Raw genomic sequence first — 17,250 nt, forward strand, 5'->3', positions numbered from 1 at the left:
GTCCCGCGGCGGCGGGTGCTGGACGCTCACGCCGCACCTCCGGCGTGGGCGAGGGCCGAGGGGGTCAGCCGGCCGACGATGGCCGGGGCCTCGTGGACGAGGGCGTCGTCGTCCACCGCCTCGACCATGAAGCGGGCGTAGTCCACGCGGCGGGTCATGTTGCTGGCGAGGACGGGGTCGCCCACGTGCCGGCTCCACACCGGCAGGCCCTGGCTCTCGCCCTCCTCCAGGTCGCTGCCGCGCACGACGGTCCACCGCGTCCGACTGGCGAAGATCCGCCGGCAGGCCTCCACCTGGTCGTCCACGTCGACGACGCGCGCGAGTTTGGCGAGCTTCCCGAACACGGCCGCGTACACCCTGAAGCTGCGGCTGTAGACGTCCTTGCCGTCGCGGGTGATGTGCCATCCGCAGGAGAAGACCAACCGGGCGTCCGGGCGCGCGTGGTCGAGCACGGCCTGGGCGGTGCCGGAGGCGTAGTGGTGCACCCCCCACGGCACCAGCACCGTGAGCACGGCGTCGCAGCCGTCCACCGCCCGCGCGATGACCGTGCGGTCGTCGGTCATGCCGGGGACCACCGTGATCCGCCCCTCGAACTCGGCGAGCTTGTCCACGCTCTGTTCGCGGCAGACCGCCACGACCTCGTACCCGCGCTCCAGCGCCTGCCGCACCATGTGCCGCCCGAGTTTCCCGGACGCGCCGACGACGCACATCCTCTTCCCCGCGCCCGGTTGCCCGGTTCCGCCCCCACCGATCGGTTCCATGACCCTCTCCTCACACCAGCAGCTCGACTTACGCCGTAAGGTATAAGCCTTGCGGTGTAAGGTTGTCAAGTGTCCGCGTTGCCAGACAGGAGAGACCCGTGACCACGGAGCCCACCGACACGCCCCGCCGCGACCCGCTCAGCAGGGAGGCCGTGATCCGCACCGCGGTCGCGCTGGCGGACGAGTCCGGCACCGGCGCGCCGAGCATGCGCGGCCTGGCCAAGCGGCTCGGCGTCGAGGCCATGTCGCTGTACCACCACTTCCGCAACAAGGAGGCGATCCTCGACGGCATGGTCGACTTCGTCTTCGGTGAGATCGAACTCCCGTCGGAGGACGTCGACTGGCGGAGCGCGATGCGGCGGCGCGCCTGCTCGATGCGCGGCGCGCTGACCCGCCACCCGTGGGCGATCAGCCTGATGGACTCACGGACCGATCCCGGCCACGCGACCCTGCGCCACCACGACGCGGTCATCGGCTGCCTGCGGGCGGGCGGCTTCTCCGTCGCCGGTGCGGCGCACGCGCTCTCACTGCTGGACAGCTACGTCTACGGGTTCACGCTCCAGGAGCTCAGCCTGCCCTTCACCTCCTCCGGGGGTCTGGAGGACGTGGCGGGATCGATGCTGGAACAGCTCCCCCGCGACGAGTTCCCCCACCTCAGTGAGATGATCGTCGACCGCGCCCTCACACCCGGCTACGCGTACTCCGACGAGTTCGGCATCGGACTCGACCTGATCCTGGACGGACTGCGGCAACGGCGCGAGAGCCTCTGACCCGGGGCCGCGGACCCCCGCCCGATCGGCCGACGGCCAGGGGCCGTACCGTACGGGCGGACAACCGAAGGGAACCCCACCATGACCGGACGCCTGCTGCACGTGGGGCCGGTGATCGTCGACGTCGTGATGACGGTCGACGCACTCCCCCGGGCCGGTGGGGACGTGCTGGCGTCCTCCGCTCACACCCTGGCCGGGGGCGGTTTCAACGTCGTCTCCGCGGCGGCGCGCGCGGGGATGGAGGTGGTCTACGGGGGAGCGCACGGCAGCGGACCCAACGGCGACCTGGCGCGCGCCGCGCTGCGCTCCGAAGGGGTGGAGGTCGCGCACGCCCCCCGTTCGGACGCGGACACCGGCTTCTGCGTGGCCCTGGTCGACGGTGACGCCGAACGGACCTTCGTCACGCGGCTGGGCGCCGAGACGGACCTATCCCTGGCCGAACTGCGCACGCTGCGGCCCGGACCGGGCGACTTCGTCTACACCGTGGGGTACTCGCTGCTCCCCGGACCGCGCGCCGACGAGCTCCTCACCTGGATCGGCGACCTCCCGGAAGGGGTGCGGCTGGTCCTGGACCCGGCACCCGTGGTGGGCGACCTTCCCGAACGGACCCTGGACCGGGCCCTGCCCCGTGTCGACCTGCTCAGCCTCAGCGCGGCCGAGGCGGCGACCATGACCGGCGGTACCGACCCGGAGCGGGCCGCCTCGCTGCTGGTCAGCCGGGTGCGCCCGGACGCCGTGGTGGTCGTGCGCGACTCCGCGGACGGCTGCGTGGTGGCCGAGGGCGGCGGCGTACCGCGGCGGGTGCCCGGTTTCCCCGTCCGTGCCGTCGACACCAACGGAGCGGGCGACGCGCACGTGGGCGTGTTCACCGCCGCGCTGGCCGCCGGTCTGGCCCCGGCGGCGGCCGCCCGCCGGGCCAACGCGGCCTCCGCCCTGTCCGTGACGCGTCGCGGCCCCGCCACCTGTCCCACCCGGGAGGAGACGGACGCCTTCCTCGCGGGGGGCGGCGGCTGGAACCAGGTCCCCTGACCGCGTCCGGGCGGGTGCGCCCGCCGGGGCGTCCGTTCACGTGTGGTCGCCCACCCCGCGCACCAGCTCCCCGGCGTTCGGAACGCCCCGGAGGAGCCGCCCCCGGTCGGGTTCCAGATCGCTCCCGCCGCGGCGGAGCCACTGCACCACCAGGGAACGGAAGGCGGCCTCCCGTCGCGGCCGCGGGAGTGCGCCCGCCGTCAGGATGTCCCGCCCGGCCCCCTCCAGGGCACGGCAGTACGCCGTCAGGGGGACCCCCGCGGTCTCCCGGGGGCGGCGGGCCGAGCGCATCCGGATCATGGCCCAGACCACGAAGACCGCCGCTCCCCGGGTGGAACCCGTCAGGTTCCCCTCCGACGGCGGGCCGTCAGCGCGGATCCCGGCGCGGCGGAGCGGGAACAGCGCGCCGATCCGGTGCCCGGGGTCCGGCGGATGCTCCGAGCCGAGCAACGCGCCGATCCGGTGCCCGGCGGCCGCACCCTGCTCCACCATCCAGGCGCGGCGCTCGGGACCCGGCTCGGCCATCCACTCCAGGGCCGCCCGGGCACGCCGCTCCCGCTCGTTCCGGGAGCGGCCCGTCGCCGCCCGGAACAGCGGGAAGGTGGTGTTGTCCCACACGTCGGCCGCGGTCCTGACGGTCCGCCGGTCGAACGCGCGGGTGTCGCAGGCGGCGTCGGCGATCTGGGCGAGGGACCGGTCCAGCAGGGCGGCCAACGCGGCCAGGGCCGGTCCGGGAGGGTCGTGTCGCACACCCGCGACCCTAGCCCCACCTCCCGGCGCGGCCACCCCTGGCCGACGGGCGGCGCAGACCAACGGCGCCGGTGCACCGGTCCGGGACCCGCCCGGAGCGGATCCCGGCCGCAGCCGTACCGGTCAGAGCAGGCTGCGCTCACCGGCGATCGCGTGGATCCACTCGTGCAGCGTGCCCGCGATCTCCTCGGGGTCGGTGGACTCGTGCCCGACGCTCAGTCGCAGGAGGGTGTCGCCGCCCTCGCTGAACAGGATGCCGGGCTTCTTGTCCAACTCCAGCACCACGTCCATCCCCTCCTCGTCGGTCAGGAAGGTCAGCTCCAGCGACTCCAGGCCCTCGTACTGCCCGCCGCCGGTGTACTCGAACTCCTGGTAGAAGGGCAGCTTCTGCCGGGTTCCGGGGATCTCGGCCTTCTCCAGGTCCACGCCCCTGAGCTCGAAGCCCAGCGCGTGCAGTGCCTGCAGGACGGCGACCTGGGCCGGGAGCGGCTCGATGAGCAGCGGATCCACGTCCTTGCGGTCCAGGGCGTTGTCCACGTGCAGGCGGGTGTTGAGCCCCACCCCCTCCAGGATGTACTCGCCCTCCACCCCGGTGACGGGCGCCTCCATGGGGACGGTCAGCTCGAAGGCGACCTCGAACTCCTGCTCGGGCTCCAGTTCGAACTCCTCGTCGCTGACGACCTGCTCGGCGACGACCACGTCGATGGTGTACTCGCCCGACTGCTCCTCGCCCTCGGAGTCCTCGTACTCGTACTCCTTCTCCACGGTGGCGCGCAGCCCCACGCTGATGCCCTGGACCGTCTGGGCGACGTTGCCCCCGGTGACCCTGATCGTGCCGGTGACGGTGCCGCCGGGGGTGACGGTCTCCTCGTCCAGCGTGGTCTCCACGGTGGCGCCGCCGATGCCGACACTGGCGAGCATGCGTTTGAAGATCACGGCGTCTCTCTCCTCGGTTCCGCCTCCCCGGGCGCCGGGGAAGGGGGGGTGGACCGGTACACGAAGGGATGGGGGACCGGCGCCGTGTTCTAGGACGCGGGGACGCTGGAGAGGGTTTCCCTCCGCGCGCGGGTTCGGCGGGATTTCCCGCCGCGGGCGGGGTTCGCGCGGTGCGGGTTCCCGGTGGAGCCGGACGTGGAGGGACTGGACCGGGCACCGGGCCGTGCGCCAGGATCACCGCATGATCGCCATACAGCCCGTACTGGAGGTCGAGCCGTCCGACGGCTTCACCCTGTGGCCCGTGGACGGCTCCGCACCGTACGGCTTCCTCCCCCTCGACGGCACGCTCGGACCGGCCGGGGTCGGCACGGCCGTGATGAGTGTCGCCGCCTGCAACAACGCCGGTCTCGACCAGGACCGGCCATCCCGCCCCGACGACCCGTTCGGCGGCTTCCTGCACGGGCTGCTCACCATGGACGACCTCTTCGCGTCCGGTGGACTGCGGGTCACCGACACCGCGAGTGGCACCACTCTGGTCCCCGGGTGCTGCAACGGACTGGAGGAGTGGCGGGACTGGTACCGGCTCCTCGACGACCGCGTACCCCTCTGTCTGGGCCACGACCCCTGGCCGCTCGCCGAACTCGTGGGCGAGCGGGTCCGGCTGACCGTCGACACCGAGCGGGACGACAGTCCGGTGATCGAGCTGACCGCGGCGCAGCTCCGGGCGCTGCTCGCCGGGGTGGAACGGGACCTGGCCGACTTCCACCGGCTGGCCGCGGCCTGGGCCGGGCGGACCCTGCCCGAACACGCCGGTCCCGTCACCGCGGCGCTCTCCCGTGCCCTGGACCTGGCGCCGTGAGCCCCGGGTCGGTCCGTGCGGGCGACGGACCGCGGGGACCGCGGACGGAAGGCCCCGTCGGCGCTCCGCGAGGCCGGCACCCCGGCGAACGCCGGGAGCCGGCCCGGCCAAGGCGGCCGGACCGGCTCCGTCACCGGGCGTTCGACGCCCGGCGGTGAGGATCAGACCAGGTCGAACCGGTCCGCGTTCATCACCTTGTTCCACGCCGCGACGAAGTCCGTCACGAACTTCTCCCTGGCGTCGTCGGAGGCGTACACCTCGGCCAGCGCGCGCAGCTCGGAGTTGGAGCCGAACACCAGGTCCACACGGCTGCCGGTCCACTTGACCGCACCGGACTCGTCGGTGGCCTCGAACGTCTGCGACGTCTGGGAGGTCTCACCGGTCGGGCGCCAGTTCGTGCCCAGGTCGAGCAGGTTGACGAAGAAGTCGTTCGTCAGCGCACCCGGCCTGTCGGTGAGGACACCCAGGTCGGAGTTGTCGTAGTTGGCGCCCAGCACACGCAGGCCACCCACCAGGACGGTCATCTCGGGCGCGCTCACGTTGAGCAGGTTGGCCCTGTCGAGCAGCAGGTACTCGGCCGGGAGGCGGTTGCCCTCGCCGTAGTAGTTGCGGAAGCCGTCGGCGACCGGCTCGAGGAAGGCGAACGATCCGGCGTCCGTCTCCTCGGCCGTGGCGTCGACACGCCCCGGGGTGAACGGCACGACGACGTCCTGGCCGGCCGCCTTGGCGGCCTGCTCGACGCCGACACCGCCGGCGAGCACGATCAGGTCCGCGAGCGAGACCTTCGTGTCGGAGGAGGCGTTGAACTCCTTGGCCACGCCCTCGAGCGTGCCCAGCACCTCGCGCAGCTCGGCCGGGTTGTTGACCTTCCAGTCGATCTGCGGCTCCAGGCGGATGCGCGCACCGTTGGCGCCGCCGCGCTTGTCGCTGTCGCGGTAGGTCGAGGCCGAGGCCCACGCCGTGGACACGAGCTGGGCGACCGTCAGGCCGGACTCGGCGACCTTGGCCTTCAGCGCGGCGATCTCCGCCTCGCCGATGACCCCGCCCTCGCGCGCGGGCAGCGGGTCCTGCCAGATGAGCGTCTCCTCCGGGACCTCCGAGCCGAGGTAGCGCGCCTTCGGGCCCATGTCGCGGTGGGTCAGCTTGAACCAGGCGCGGGCGAACGCGTCCGCGAACTGGTCGGGGTCCTGGTAGAAGCGGCGCGAGATCTCCTCGTACACCGGGTCGACGCGCAGCGACAGGTCCGTCGTGAGCATCGTCGGCTTGTGCTTCCTGCCGGCCTCGTGGGCGTCGGGGATGATCTCCCCGGCGTCCTTGGCGATCCACTGCTTCGCGCCGGCCGGGCTCTCGGTGAGCTCGTACTCGAACTCGAAGAGGTTCTTGAAGAACCCGTGGCTCCACTGCGCGGGCGTGGTCGTCCAGGTGACCTCCAGACCCGAGGTGATCGTGTCGTTGCCCTTGCCGGTGCCGTGGTTGTTCTTCCAACCCAGGCCCTGCATCTCCAGACCGGCGGCCTCGGGGTCGGCCTCCAGGTTGCTGTCCGGGGCCGCGCCGTGCGTCTTGCCGAAGGTGTGGCCGCCGGCGATGAGGGCGACGGTCTCCTCGTCGTTCATGCCCATGCGGCCGAAGGTCTCGCGGATGTCGCGGGCGGCGAGCAGCGGGTCCGGGTTGCCGTTGGGGCCCTCCGGGTTGACGTAGATCAGACCCATCTGGACGGCGGCCAGCGGCTTCTCCAGGTCACGGTCGCCCGTGTAGCGCTGGTCGTCGAGCCAGGTGGTCTCGGGGCCCCAGTAGACGTCCTCGTCGGGCTCCCAGACGTCCTCGCGGCCGCCGCCGAAGCCGAAGGTCTCGAAGCCCATCGACTCGAGCGCGACGTTGCCCGCGAGGATCATGAGGTCGGCCCAGGAGATGTTCTGGCCGTACTTCTTCTTGACCGGCCAGAGCAGGCGGCGGGCCTTGTCCAGGTTGACGTTGTCCGGCCAGCTGTTCAGCGGCGCGAAGCGCTGCTGACCGGCGCTGCCGCCGCCGCGGCCGTCGTGGGAGCGGTAGGTGCCCGCGCTGTGCCACGCCATGCGGATGATGAGCGGGCCGTAGTGCCCGAAGTCGGCCGGCCACCAGTCCTGGGAGGTCGTCAGGACCTCGGTGATGTCGGCCTTCACGGCGTCCAGGTCCAGCGCCTCGAACGCCTCGGCGTAGTCGAAACCCTCGCCGAGCGGGTTCGCCACGGCCGGGTTCTTGGCCAGGATCTTCAGGTTGAGCTGGTTCGGCCACCAGCCGCGGTTACCGCCGCCCGCGGTCGGGTGCGGGGCCCGGCCGTGCGCGACCGGGCAGCCGCCGGCCTGGGCGGCTTCGTTGTTGTCGGACATGGAGATCCTTCCGGCGTTGGGAGGAAACGAACAGGGTGTTCACGAACCGTGTGTGTTCGAGCAGTCGGGGCACACGCCCCAGTAGACGACCTCGGCCTCGTCGACCGAGAAACCGTGGTCGTCGGAGGCGGTCAGGCACGGCGCGTGGCCGACGGCGCAGTCGACGTCGGCTATGGCACCGCATGACCGGCACACGATGTGGTGATGGTTGTCCCCGACCCGGGTCTCGTAACGGGCCACGGAGCCCTGCGGCTGGATGCGGCGCACCAGACCCACGCTGGTCAGTGCTTTGAGCACGTCGTAGACGGCCTGGTCGGACACCGCGCCGAGGTTCCCGCGCACGACACCGATGATCGACTCGGTGTCCGCGTGCGGGTTGTCGTGCACGGCCGAGAGCACGGCCAGCCGAGGGCTTGTCACCCGCAGAGAGGACTCGCGCAGCATTCGCTCGAAATCCGAAGGGGTTGGCATGCCTCGTAGTCTGGCCCGTTTTCTGGAGTAAGTCAAATAATGTGGCGAGTCCGACCTGGCGCGGCGGACCTGGTGACGCGCGCTCCCCGCTGTCCGTCCCGCCCCCGACGGGGCACGCGCGGGGCGGATGTTCTCATGTCCGCAGGCCCTCCCCCGCGGACGACACGCACTCCCGCCCCGACGCGCTGCGCGCCTTCCTCGACCTGACCGACCCGCGGGTCCAGCCCCTGTGGTGGCCCGCGCCCGGCCCCTGTACCCGGCGGGCTGCGCGGCGGCCGTCGGCGGGGCGCTGGCCGCTCCACGGCTGCGCGGGCCCGGCACGGACCTGCGCACGTGAGGAGAATCGGGGCCCGCGGTCACGTCGGTAGAGTCGCCAGCGCCTCCCCGCTCCCGAACGAGACGACACCCCAGGAATGGTGGGAACGGTCCATGCGCGTCCCAGGGAATCAGCCGAGAACGAGAGTTCCGAAGGTCGTGGTCGTCAACGCCGCACTGGCCGCCTGCGTGTGGCTGGTGTGGGCGCTCGTGTGGGGACCGCGCTTCCTCGACATCCTCCAGGCCCACTGGCAGGTGGCGCTCACCATGGTGTTCGGCTCGCTCATCGGCGGTGGGACCAGTGAGGGCGGTGGCGCCGTCTCCTTCCCCGTCATGACCAAGCTGCTCGAGGTCCCCGCCGACGAGGCCCGCGTCTTCACGTTCGCGATCCAGTCGGTCGGCATGACCGCGGCCTCGATCTCCATCCTGGCGTGCCGCGTGCCCGTCGAGAGGCGGGTGGTGGTCTACGGTTCGGCCGCGGGCGTGGCCGGCGTGGTCGTCAGCGCCGTGTACCTGGCGCCCCTGGTACCGCTTCCGATGGTCCGCGTCCTGTTCACGATGCTGCTCGTGGCACTCGCCGTCGCGCTCCTCCTCCAGCTGTTCCAGCGCGGATACCGGCGGAATCCGGCCATCCCCGAGTGGACCGCCCGGGAGCGGGCCCTGGTCGTCGGTGCCGGGTTCGCGGGCGGGCTGCTCAGCGGCGTGGCGGGCGTGGGCGAGAACTGCGTGATGTTCCTTCTCCTGGTGCTGCTGTTCCGTGTCTCGGAGAAGGTGAGCACACCCACCACCGTGATCATGATGACCGTGGTCTCGATCGCCGCGTTCACCACGCACGTGTTCGTCATCGGGGACTTCACCGGGGCCGTGGTCGGCTACTGGGTGGCGGCCTCACCCGTCGTCGCGGTCGGTGCGCCGCTGGGCGCGTGGATCTGTACGCGGCTCACGCCGTTCACGATCCGGATGATCCTGTTCGTGCTGATCGGGAGCGAGTTGGTGAGCACGCTGCTGTTCGTTCCCTTCACACCCCTGCTGACGACGCTCAGCCTGACCACGCTCACCGTCTTCACGGTGCTCTGCGTGGCCTTCATCCGGAGCGACCGGTACGCGGCCGACGGAGGGGCACCGCGCACGGCCGACGACGCCAGGACCCCGCAGAGCTCCGGGGCCCGGTGACGCCGCCGCGGCCCGCTCCCTCCCGGAGGGGTCCGGGCGGAGCGGGCCGCGGTGCGCGCAACGGCGGGGCTCAGTCGTTGCCGGACTCGATCGCGGCGTGGTCGAGCAGGTCGCCGTCACCAGAGCCCTCGCCCCGGGAGGCGATCGCCTCGGCGCCGCCCTCGGGCATCGCGCCGATCAGCCCGGTCGAGGCGGCCTGGGCCGCGCCGATGGTCGTCGGGTGGGCGCCCTCGCCGACCATGCCGATGCTGGAGTACTCCTCCAGCTTGGCGCGGGAGTCGGCGATGTCGAGGTTGCGCATGGTCAGCTGGCCGATGCGGTCGACCGGGCCGAAGGCGGAGTCCTCCGTGCGCTCCATGGACAGCTTGTCCGGGTGGTAGCTGAACGCGGGACCGCTGGTGTCGAGGATCGAGTAGTCCTCGCCCCGCCGCAGCCGCAGGGTCACCTCGCCGGTGACCGCGGTGCCCACCCAGCGCTGCAGCGACTCGCGCAGCATGAGGGCCTGCGGCTCCAGCCAGCGCCCCTCGTACATGAGTCGGCCGAGCCGGCGCCCCTCGCTGTGGTAGGCGGCGATGGTGTCCTCGTTGTGGATCGCGTTGACCAGCCGCTCGTAGGCCGCGTGCAGGAGCGCCATCCCCGGGGCCTCGTAGATGCCGCGGCTCTTGGCCTCGATGATGCGGTTCTCGATCTGGTCGGACATGCCCAGGCCGTGGCGGCCGCCGATGGCGTTGGCCTCCAGCACGAGGTCGACGGCGGAGGGGAAGGTCTTGCCGTTGAGGCTCACCGGCCGCCCCTGCTCGAAGCCGATCGTGACGTCCTCGGCCGGGACCTCGACCCCGGTGTCCCAGAACCGCACGCCCATGATGGGTTCGACGATCTCGACACCGGTGTCGAGGTGTTCGAGGGACTTGGCCTCGTGCGTGGCACCCCAGATGTTGGCGTCGGTGGAGTAGGCCTTCTCCGTGCTGTCCCGGTAGGGCAGGCCCCGCTCGGTCAGCCACTCGGACATCTCCTTGCGGCCGCCGAGCTCGTTGACGAAGTCGGCGTCCAGCCAGGGCTTGTAGATGCGCAGGGCGGGGTTGGCGAGCAGGCCGTAGCGGTAGAACCGCTCGATGTCGTTGCCCTTGAACGTGGAGCCGTCGCCCCAGATCTGCACACCGTCCTCGAGCATGGCGCGCACCAGCAGGGTGCCCGTGACCGCCCGCCCGAGCGGCGTGGTGTTGAAGTAGACGCGGCCACCGGAGCGGATGTGGAACGCCCCGCAGGCCAGGGCGGCGAGCCCCTCCTCCACCAGGGCGGCGCGACCGTCGACCAGGCGGGCGACCTCCGCCCCGTAGTCGGCGGCACGCCCCGGCACCGAGGCGATGTCGGGTTCGTCGTACTGGCCGATGTCGGCGGTGTAGGCGCACGGGACGGCGCCCTTCTCGCGCATCCACGCGACCGCCACCGAGGTGTCGAGGCCGCCGGAGAAGGCGATCCCGACCCGTTCACCGACAGGGAGAGAGGTGAGTACCTTGGACATGGCAATAAGTATGCGTGAAAATGAATGATCATGCAAGGCGGACGTCGGCCGGCTCCGGTGGCCGCCTCCCGCCCACCGGAGCCGGGCGGCACCGGAGGCCGGACCGCCGTGTCGGCGCCCGGCCTCCCGGGGGTCAGGGGCGGGCCGCGGCCAGGACCACGTCCGTCAGCCGGTCGGCGGCGTCCGGACGGCCGAGCCCGCGGGCGCTGTCGGCCATGCGCCGACGGCGTTCGGGGTCGGTCAGCAGCGGCTCCACCGCCTGCCGGAGCCGTTCGGCGTCGACCTCGTCGAGCAGGGCGACCGCCGCGCCCGAGTCCTGGAGGTGGCGGGCGTTGTGCCGCTGCTCGTCGCCCGCGGAGGTGGCCAGCGGGATCAGCGCGGCGGCCTTGCCGAGCGCGGTCAGCTCCGCGATCGTTCCCGCGCCGCTCCGGGAGATCACCACGTCGGCCAGTGCCAGCAGGTCGGGCAGTTCCGGGCCGACGAAGTCGGTCACGTGGTAGCGGCCGCGCAGTTCGGGGGCCAGGTCCCGCGACGCCTCGCGCAGGGCCTCCAGGTTGGCGGCGCCGCACTGGTGGACGACGTTGGCGCGGGTGAGCAGCCACGGAAGCAGGTCGCGGACGGTCCCGTTGATCTGGACCGAGCCCTGCGCCCCTCCGGTCACGTAGACGGTGGGCAGGGAGGGATCGTGGCCGTCGAACCCGAGCGCCGCGGCGGCCCGGTCCGCCCGGCCGCGCAGCACCTCGGGGCGGACCGGGTTGCCCGTGATCACCGCCCGGTCGCGCACGTCGTCGGGCAGCAGCTCCGTGCTCGACGGCGAGGACACCGCCACCCGGGCGGCCCGCCGCGCGAGCACCTTGTTCGCCAGCCCGAGGCGCACGGTCTGCTCGTGGACCACCAGCGGACGGCGGCACATCGCGGCACCCAGGCCGACGGGGACCGCGACGTACCCGCCGGTGGCCAGCACCACGTTCGGGGCGAAGTCCGTGATGAGGCGACGCGCCTGGACCACGCCGCGCGGCACGTTGGCCATGTCGCGCAGGTTCTCCCTGGACAGCATCCGCAGCGGGTTGGCCGCACGGCGGATCTTGCCGACCTCCACCGACTCGAACGCGATCCCGTTGGACGTGGCCACGCGCTCCTCCAGGCTGTCCGCGGCGCCCACCCACAGGACGTCCAGGGTGCCGCCCTCGGCCTCCAGGCGCTCTCGCAGGGTGTTGACGGCCGTCAGGGCGGGATAGGTGTGCCCGCCCGTTCCCCCGCCGGTCACGATCAGACGCAGGTCCTGGGCTCGGTTGTGGTTCACGGGTGTCCTGTTCTCTGCCCGGTCTCGGGAGCGCACGGGCCGGGTCTCGTCGGTCGAAGCGGAGGACCCCGCGGCACGGTCGGGCCCGCCGGGGTCGACAAGCACGGTAGCCGCCCGCCGGGCCGGGCGCACACGTGGAGGGTGACCGACGAGGGCCGGGGCCCCGGGCCCGGAGCGGCCGTCCCGGGCCGGGGCCGCGGCGCTCAGCCGACCCGGGACCCGGCCGAGGCCATGCCCAGCCAGGTGTGCGGGTTGCGCTGCCAGCACCACCCGAGTTTGGGCGCGACCCCGCTGATCCACAGCGCCGGGACCCGCCGGTCGCCCATACGCGTGCCGCCCAGGGAGAAGCACGCGTTCTTGGCCAGGGCCTGCGGGTACTGCGTCACGATCGCCACCCCCTCCTCGATGGTGAGCGGGGTGCGGTCGCGCCCGGCGATGGCGGCCAGGGCGTCCAGCGGGACGGCGCCGCAGAACTCCTCGCCCCGGTCGACGTCGAACACCACGTACGCCCGCCCCTCGGGCAGGCCCAGACCGTCGGTCGGGACGAACCTCTCCAGCTCTCCCGGAGCGTAGGAGCGGTCGATGAACCCGGGCCGGGTCTTCCCGGCGAGCCTGGTCAGCGGTACCGACTCCGCGAGGGGCACCAGTTCCCTGGTCACCACCACCAGGAACGGGATCCTCCCCCCGGTCGGCGGGGCCATCGCCTCCGCCCTGGCGAGGACCGGCTCGCGCAGCGGCTCCAGGAGCGCGCGGAACGCCTCCTCGGTCATCCCCGCCCGGGCGGGGTAGCCCAGGTCGACCAGGGTGGCGGTCTGCCGGGCGAACTCGGCTCCGGCGTCGAACTCGGTCATGCTCTGGCCCTTCTGGTCGGAGTGGGGCGGACGGCGCGTGGCGGTGGACGGCGGAGGACCTCCTGCACGGAAAATTTATGACGGATGCAGACTTATGCCCACACTCATAATTTGTCAAACGTAAATTTATATCGAGTGTAAGATTCCCCTATGAGCAACGAACCCGCAGGGCTCCGGGAGTCCAAGAAGCAGGAGACCCGGCAACTCATCTCCGACCACGCCACCAGGCTGTTCCTGGCCCACGGCTTCGAGGCGACGACGATCGCCGACATCGCCGCGGCCGCCCGGGTGGCCAAGAAGACGGTCACCAACTACTTCGCGCGCAAGGAGGACATGGCCTTCGACCGGCAGGAGGAGTTCGTCAGCGGTCTCGCCCTCCTGGTCGCACGGCGGGAGGGGGGCGAGTCGGCACTGTCGGCCCTGCACCGGGGGCTCCTCGCCGGGATCGGCGGGCACGACCCGGTGATCGGGTTCTCCGGGCCGGGCTTCGCCCGGATGGTCGCCGACAGCCCCACCCTGGTGGCCCGCCTGCGCGACCTGCACGACCAGCGCGAGGCCGCGCTGGCCGAGGCGCTCGCGGCCGAGACGGGAGCCGCCCCCGACGACCTCACCCCGCGGGTCGCGGCCGCCCAACTGGCCGCCGCGGACCGGATCCTGTTCCGACGGGTCCAGGAGCTGACCCTCCGCGGGTGGGACGACGCCCGGATCTCCGAGGCGGTGGCCGCCTCCGCCGAACGGGCCTTCGCGTTCCTGGCGGGCTCCCTCGGGGACTACGCCGTGCGCTGAGACCGAAGGACGCGCGCACCCGCCGGGGGCGGGCCGGGAGCACTCCGCCGGGGCGCGTTTGGCGCACCCGCGGGGAACTCCGCCGCCCCGTGCGTCACACCGTCACCCACATCGCGAAGATCTCTTGCGCTTTCCGTACGGCTCGTGAAGGTTTTCCACAGAACCTCCGGACTTCGTCACCCTCCGTGTCCGGAAAGCTACGATGAGATCCCACTCGGTGTCTGGCCCACGCACAGCTTCCCGAGAGGAAGCCGGAAGGAGCCACGTTGACGCGACCGAAACGGAACCGACCCGCCCCCGGGGTCACCGCGGGACGAACCCGCGGCCCCCGCACCGCCCTGCTGAGCGGCGCGCTCGCCGCCGCCCTCACCGCCCTGCCGCTCCACGCGCCACCCGCCGCCGCAAGCCCGGGCGACGGCCACCGGCGGGGTCCCGCGGAGTGCGCGGTCGACCCGCTCGCCCCGCCCAAGCGCGAGATGCGCGCCGAGTGGATCGCGAGCGTGGTCAACATCGACTGGCCCAGCGCGCCGGGGCTCACCGCCCAGGAGCAGCGGGCGGAGCTCGTCGACCTCTACGACGAGGCCCGGTCCAACGGGCTCAACGCCGTGTTCGTGCAGATCCGCCCGACCGCCGACGCCTTCTGGCCCTCCCCCCACGAGCCGTGGTCGGAGTGGCTCACCGGCGAGCAGGGCCGGGACCCCGGCTACGACCCCCTGGAGTTCGCGGTCGAGCAGGCCCACGCCCGGAACCTGGAGTTCCACGGGTGGTTCAACCCCTACCGCGTGGCCATGCACGACGATCCGGGCCGCCTGGTCGAGGACCACCCGGCCCGGCGCAACCCGGACTGGGTGTTCCCCTACGGCGGTCGCCTCTACTACGATCCCGGCATCCCCGAGGTGCGCGCGTTCGTGATCGAGGCGATGACGCACGCGGTCGAGAACTACGACCTGGACGGCGTGCACTTCGACGACTACTTCTACCCCTATCCGGTGTCCGGCGAGGCCATCCCGGACCAGGACACCTTCGCCGAGTACGGCGGCGCCTTCGACGACGTCGGCGACTGGCGGCGCGACAACGTCAACCGCCTGGTGCGGGAGATGGGCGAGGCGGTGCACGCCGTCAAGCCGCACGTGCGGTTCGGCATCAGCCCGTTCGGGATCTGGCGCAACTCCTCCAGCGACCCGGACGGCTCCGCCACCCGGGGGTTTCAGTCCTACGACGCCATCTACGCCGACAGCCGCAGATGGGTCCGCCAGGGGTGGCTCGACTACGTCAACCCGCAGGTCTACTGGGAGATCGGACTGCCGGTCGCCGACTACGCGGTGCTGGTCCCCTGGTGGGAGGAGGTCACCGCGGGCACCGGCACCCACCTGTACATCGGCCAGGCCGCCTACAAGGCCGGCAACGACGGCTCGTGGTCCGATCCGCGCGAGCTCGCCCGGCACGTGGAGCTGAACCGGGGGCGCTCCGGGGTGCACGGCGACGTCTACTTCAGCGCCACCTCACTGCGTACCAACGCGGCCGACGCCATGGCCGTCCTCGCCCGGGAGCACTACGCCCATCCGGCCCTCGTTCCGGTGACGCCGGGCCGGGGCGGCCAGGCTCCCGGACGGCCGGTACTGGTCGGGGCACGGGAGGCCGACGGAACCGTCCGCCTGACCGTCCGCGCCGGACGCGGCCAGGATCCCGCCTACTTCGCGGTCTACGCCCTCGACGGGCACGACGGCCTCCGGCCGGACCTGTGCCGACTGGCCGATCCGCGCTCGATGGTCACCACCGTGCGCGCCTCCGCCGGCCGGGAGACGGTGCTGACCGTGCCGGGCGGTGGCGGCGAGCACACCTATCTCGTGACCGCGCTCGACCGCCTGCACCACGAGAGCCAGCCGAGCAACCCGCGCCGCCTGCCCTGAGCGGCCGCCGACACCTCACCGGCGACGGGGTCAGCAGCGTTCCCGCAGCAGCTCGACCCCGTCGCCGGTGAGGTCGTCGCAGAACGTCCCGCGCCCGGTCATGGCCATGATGAGGGCCAGGGTCGGACCTGACACCAGCGGTCCCTCACCAGCGGCGAAGGGGCCGTCCGTCGCGGCCAGACGCAGTCCGCGGACGCGCGTCCCGGCCACGACCACCATGTCGGTGCCCCGGTAGTACTCGGCCACGCGGGTGAGGACGTCGATCGGATGGGATCGACTGATCCCCAGGGGCCGCCGAATGTCCTCGGAGTGCACGACGACCTCGCCGAGCCAGGCCGCGGTCGGCCCCGGCGGCGAGGTCGTGCTCGTGACCACCGCACGGAAACCCTCCAGGGTCTCCTGCGGGGTCCGGCCCAGGTGTTCGGCCAGACGCATCGCCACCTGCCGGTCGAAGTCGAACCGGCAGCGGATCACACCCGCCATCCAGCGCACGGGGTTCAGACTCGCGGCCGCGGTCATGTGGGCGAGCACCTCACGCACGCTCAGCCCGGCGCACAGCGACGGGCTCCGCCACTGGTCGTCGGTGAGTCCGGACAGGTCCGCCGCCAGGGCCGCCCGTTCGTCGTGTGCCGCCTGCCAGAGAGGATTCATGGCCGACAGGCTACGCGCGGACTCCGACAGTCGGCCCTCCCCCGGCCGACGCCTCAGGAGCGGGTGGCCCTGCGGCGGGGCGGTGCCGGCGCGATGCCCAGGTCGGGCACGTACTCGGGAACCTCGCGGTCGGCGAAGGGCAGGGGGGCCGCGTAGCCGACGGCCAGCGCCACGTGCCGCCCCGCCAGGTCCCGGGCCGCCGGGACGGTGAGTGCCGGGTCCCGGGCGAGGAGGCGCACGGCCAGCCCGCCCAGCAGCGCGTGGGCGGCGGTGGCGGCCTCCTCCGGGTCGCAGGGGCCGAAGTCCCCCGCCGCGACACCGTCGCGGACCGCCGCGGCGAAGGGCTCGCGCATCCGCGCGTACAGGCCGGTCAGCGCCGCGGCAAGGTCGGCGGAGCGCACGGAGCGGCCCTCCAGTTCCGACCACAGCATCCATTCGCGCACGTCGTCCGGGGTGAGCGGCAGCCAGAAGTCGACCAGGTCGGCCACGCGCTCGGGCGGTGAGGTACGCCCGACGTCGTCGGCCAGGCCGGACAGCCGCGCGTGTTCGCGGTCCAGCGAGTGGGTGATGGCCGCGGCCAACAGCTGGGTGCGGGTGGCGAAGTGGTAGTGGATCAGGGCCGTGGACGATCTGGCGTGCCGGGCGATCTCGGCCAGGCGGACACCGTCGTACCCGTCCCTGGCGATGAGTTCCACGGCGGCGTCCAGGATGCGGGTTCGGCTGTCGCTGGAGGTCATGGCGCCATTCTTTACCATCAGCCGCTTGTGTCACAGCTCACCCTGACTTTAAGATCAGTC

The 17,250-nt window shown here is 72.4% G+C and carries 16 protein-coding genes; 6 read left to right on the forward strand and 10 right to left on the reverse strand.

Annotated elements, in window-relative coordinates; all coding sequences use genetic code 11:
• Positions 1-26 precede the first annotated feature (26 nt).
• On the reverse strand, positions 27-761 hold the full coding sequence (locus tag ACTVAJ_RS18135; RefSeq protein WP_470389369.1) for an NAD(P)-dependent oxidoreductase: 735 nt from the start codon (positions 759-761) through the stop codon (positions 27-29).
• A 98-nt stretch (positions 762-859) separates the two neighbouring features.
• Here ACTVAJ_RS18135 and ACTVAJ_RS18140 point away from each other — a divergent pair, with 98 nt between their 5' ends.
• The gene (locus ACTVAJ_RS18140) at positions 860-1,531 is read left to right on the forward strand and encodes a TetR/AcrR family transcriptional regulator (protein WP_470389370.1); all 672 of its coding nucleotides are present in this window, start codon (positions 860-862) and stop codon (positions 1,529-1,531) included.
• An 81-nt stretch (positions 1,532-1,612) separates the two neighbouring features.
• On the forward strand, positions 1,613-2,560 hold the full coding sequence (locus ACTVAJ_RS18145) for a PfkB family carbohydrate kinase (RefSeq protein WP_470389371.1): 948 nt from the start codon (positions 1,613-1,615) through the stop codon (positions 2,558-2,560).
• Between the two features lie 36 nt (positions 2,561-2,596).
• Here the strand turns inward: ACTVAJ_RS18145 and ACTVAJ_RS18150 are convergent, their stop codons facing one another.
• Together ACTVAJ_RS18150 and ACTVAJ_RS18155 are read right to left on the reverse strand one after the other, a co-directional pair.
• Complete coding sequence (locus ACTVAJ_RS18150; protein ID WP_470389372.1) at positions 2,597-3,310, reverse strand: hypothetical protein; 714 nt, start codon at positions 3,308-3,310, stop codon at positions 2,597-2,599.
• 123 nt (positions 3,311-3,433) lie between these two features.
• Complete coding sequence (locus ACTVAJ_RS18155; protein ID WP_470389373.1) at positions 3,434-4,246, reverse strand: sporulation protein; 813 nt, start codon at positions 4,244-4,246, stop codon at positions 3,434-3,436.
• A 241-nt stretch (positions 4,247-4,487) separates the two neighbouring features.
• On the opposite strand from ACTVAJ_RS18155, the gene ACTVAJ_RS18160 reads away from it, so the two are divergent.
• Positions 4,488-5,105 (forward strand): hypothetical protein, encoded by a 618-nt coding sequence (locus ACTVAJ_RS18160; protein WP_470389374.1) that lies wholly within the window; start codon positions 4,488-4,490, stop codon positions 5,103-5,105.
• A gap of 161 nt (positions 5,106-5,266) precedes the next feature.
• Here ACTVAJ_RS18160 and katG read toward each other — a convergent pair whose 3' ends face one another.
• Positions 5,267-7,471: a catalase/peroxidase HPI gene (katG, locus tag ACTVAJ_RS18165; protein WP_470389375.1), complete on the reverse strand. Its 2,205-nt coding sequence runs from the start codon at positions 7,469-7,471 to the stop codon at positions 5,267-5,269.
• A gap of 39 nt (positions 7,472-7,510) precedes the next feature.
• Positions 7,511-7,942 (reverse strand): Fur family transcriptional regulator, encoded by a 432-nt coding sequence (locus ACTVAJ_RS18170; protein WP_470389376.1) that lies wholly within the window; start codon positions 7,940-7,942, stop codon positions 7,511-7,513.
• Positions 7,943-8,416: 474 nt separating this feature from the next.
• Between ACTVAJ_RS18170 and ACTVAJ_RS18175 the strand changes: the two genes are divergently transcribed.
• Positions 8,417-9,430, forward strand: a complete 1,014-nt coding sequence (locus ACTVAJ_RS18175; RefSeq protein ID WP_470389377.1) for a TSUP family transporter — start codon at positions 8,417-8,419, stop codon at positions 9,428-9,430.
• Positions 9,431-9,500: 70 nt separating this feature from the next.
• On the opposite strand, the gene argG is transcribed toward ACTVAJ_RS18175, so the two are convergent.
• The 3 genes from argG to ACTVAJ_RS18190 form a co-directional block, all read right to left on the reverse strand.
• Positions 9,501-10,952: an argininosuccinate synthase gene (gene argG / locus ACTVAJ_RS18180; RefSeq protein ID WP_470389378.1), complete on the reverse strand. Its 1,452-nt coding sequence runs from the start codon at positions 10,950-10,952 to the stop codon at positions 9,501-9,503.
• Positions 10,953-11,085: 133 nt separating this feature from the next.
• Positions 11,086-12,255, reverse strand: a complete 1,170-nt coding sequence (locus tag ACTVAJ_RS18185) for a UDP-N-acetylglucosamine--N-acetylmuramyl-(pentapeptide) pyrophosphoryl-undecaprenol N-acetylglucosamine transferase (RefSeq protein WP_470389379.1) — start codon at positions 12,253-12,255, stop codon at positions 11,086-11,088.
• A gap of 203 nt (positions 12,256-12,458) precedes the next feature.
• Positions 12,459-13,106: a DUF5701 family protein gene (locus ACTVAJ_RS18190; RefSeq protein WP_470389380.1), complete on the reverse strand. Its 648-nt coding sequence runs from the start codon at positions 13,104-13,106 to the stop codon at positions 12,459-12,461.
• 150 nt (positions 13,107-13,256) lie between these two features.
• Between ACTVAJ_RS18190 and ACTVAJ_RS18195 the strand changes: the two genes are divergently transcribed.
• Together ACTVAJ_RS18195 and ACTVAJ_RS18200 are read left to right on the forward strand one after the other, a co-directional pair.
• Positions 13,257-13,892, forward strand: coding sequence for a TetR family transcriptional regulator (locus tag ACTVAJ_RS18195; RefSeq protein WP_470389381.1), 636 nt, complete (start codon positions 13,257-13,259; stop codon positions 13,890-13,892).
• 266 nt (positions 13,893-14,158) lie between these two features.
• Positions 14,159-15,802, forward strand: coding sequence for a glycoside hydrolase family 10-like protein (locus ACTVAJ_RS18200; protein ID WP_470389382.1), 1,644 nt, complete (start codon positions 14,159-14,161; stop codon positions 15,800-15,802).
• Between the two features lie 30 nt (positions 15,803-15,832).
• Here the strand turns inward: ACTVAJ_RS18200 and ACTVAJ_RS18205 are convergent, their stop codons facing one another.
• Both ACTVAJ_RS18205 and ACTVAJ_RS18210 read right to left on the reverse strand, forming a co-directional pair.
• The gene (locus ACTVAJ_RS18205) at positions 15,833-16,453 is read right to left on the reverse strand and encodes a maleylpyruvate isomerase family mycothiol-dependent enzyme (RefSeq protein ID WP_470389383.1); all 621 of its coding nucleotides are present in this window, start codon (positions 16,451-16,453) and stop codon (positions 15,833-15,835) included.
• A 53-nt stretch (positions 16,454-16,506) separates the two neighbouring features.
• Positions 16,507-17,190 (reverse strand): TetR/AcrR family transcriptional regulator, encoded by a 684-nt coding sequence (locus ACTVAJ_RS18210; RefSeq protein WP_470389384.1) that lies wholly within the window; start codon positions 17,188-17,190, stop codon positions 16,507-16,509.
• Positions 17,191-17,250 lie beyond the last annotated feature (60 nt).

The sequence above is a fragment of the Nocardiopsis sp. KDC1DS13DA1 genome, assembly GCF_055632325.1.

Bases quoted from the DNA above. Each gene is read 5' to 3' on its own strand.
- ACTVAJ_RS18135 (WP_470389369.1), bottom strand. From the start codon at position 761: ATGGAACCGATCGGTGGGGGCGGAACCGGGCAACCGGGCGCGGGGAAG.
- ACTVAJ_RS18145 (WP_470389371.1), top strand. From the start codon at position 1,613: ATGACCGGACGCCTGCTGCACGTGGGGCCGGTGATCGTCGACGTCGTG.
- ACTVAJ_RS18160 (WP_470389374.1), top strand. From the start codon at position 4,488: ATGATCGCCATACAGCCCGTACTGGAGGTCGAGCCGTCCGACGGCTTC.
- katG (WP_470389375.1), bottom strand. From the start codon at position 7,471: ATGTCCGACAACAACGAAGCCGCCCAGGCCGGCGGCTGCCCGGTCGCG.
- ACTVAJ_RS18170 (WP_470389376.1), bottom strand. From the start codon at position 7,942: ATGCCAACCCCTTCGGATTTCGAGCGAATGCTGCGCGAGTCCTCTCTG.
- argG (WP_470389378.1), bottom strand. From the start codon at position 10,952: ATGTCCAAGGTACTCACCTCTCTCCCTGTCGGTGAACGGGTCGGGATC.
- ACTVAJ_RS18190 (WP_470389380.1), bottom strand. From the start codon at position 13,106: ATGACCGAGTTCGACGCCGGAGCCGAGTTCGCCCGGCAGACCGCCACC.
- ACTVAJ_RS18195 (WP_470389381.1), top strand. From the start codon at position 13,257: ATGAGCAACGAACCCGCAGGGCTCCGGGAGTCCAAGAAGCAGGAGACC.
- ACTVAJ_RS18205 (WP_470389383.1), bottom strand. From the start codon at position 16,453: ATGAATCCTCTCTGGCAGGCGGCACACGACGAACGGGCGGCCCTGGCG.
- ACTVAJ_RS18210 (WP_470389384.1), bottom strand. From the start codon at position 17,190: ATGACCTCCAGCGACAGCCGAACCCGCATCCTGGACGCCGCCGTGGAA.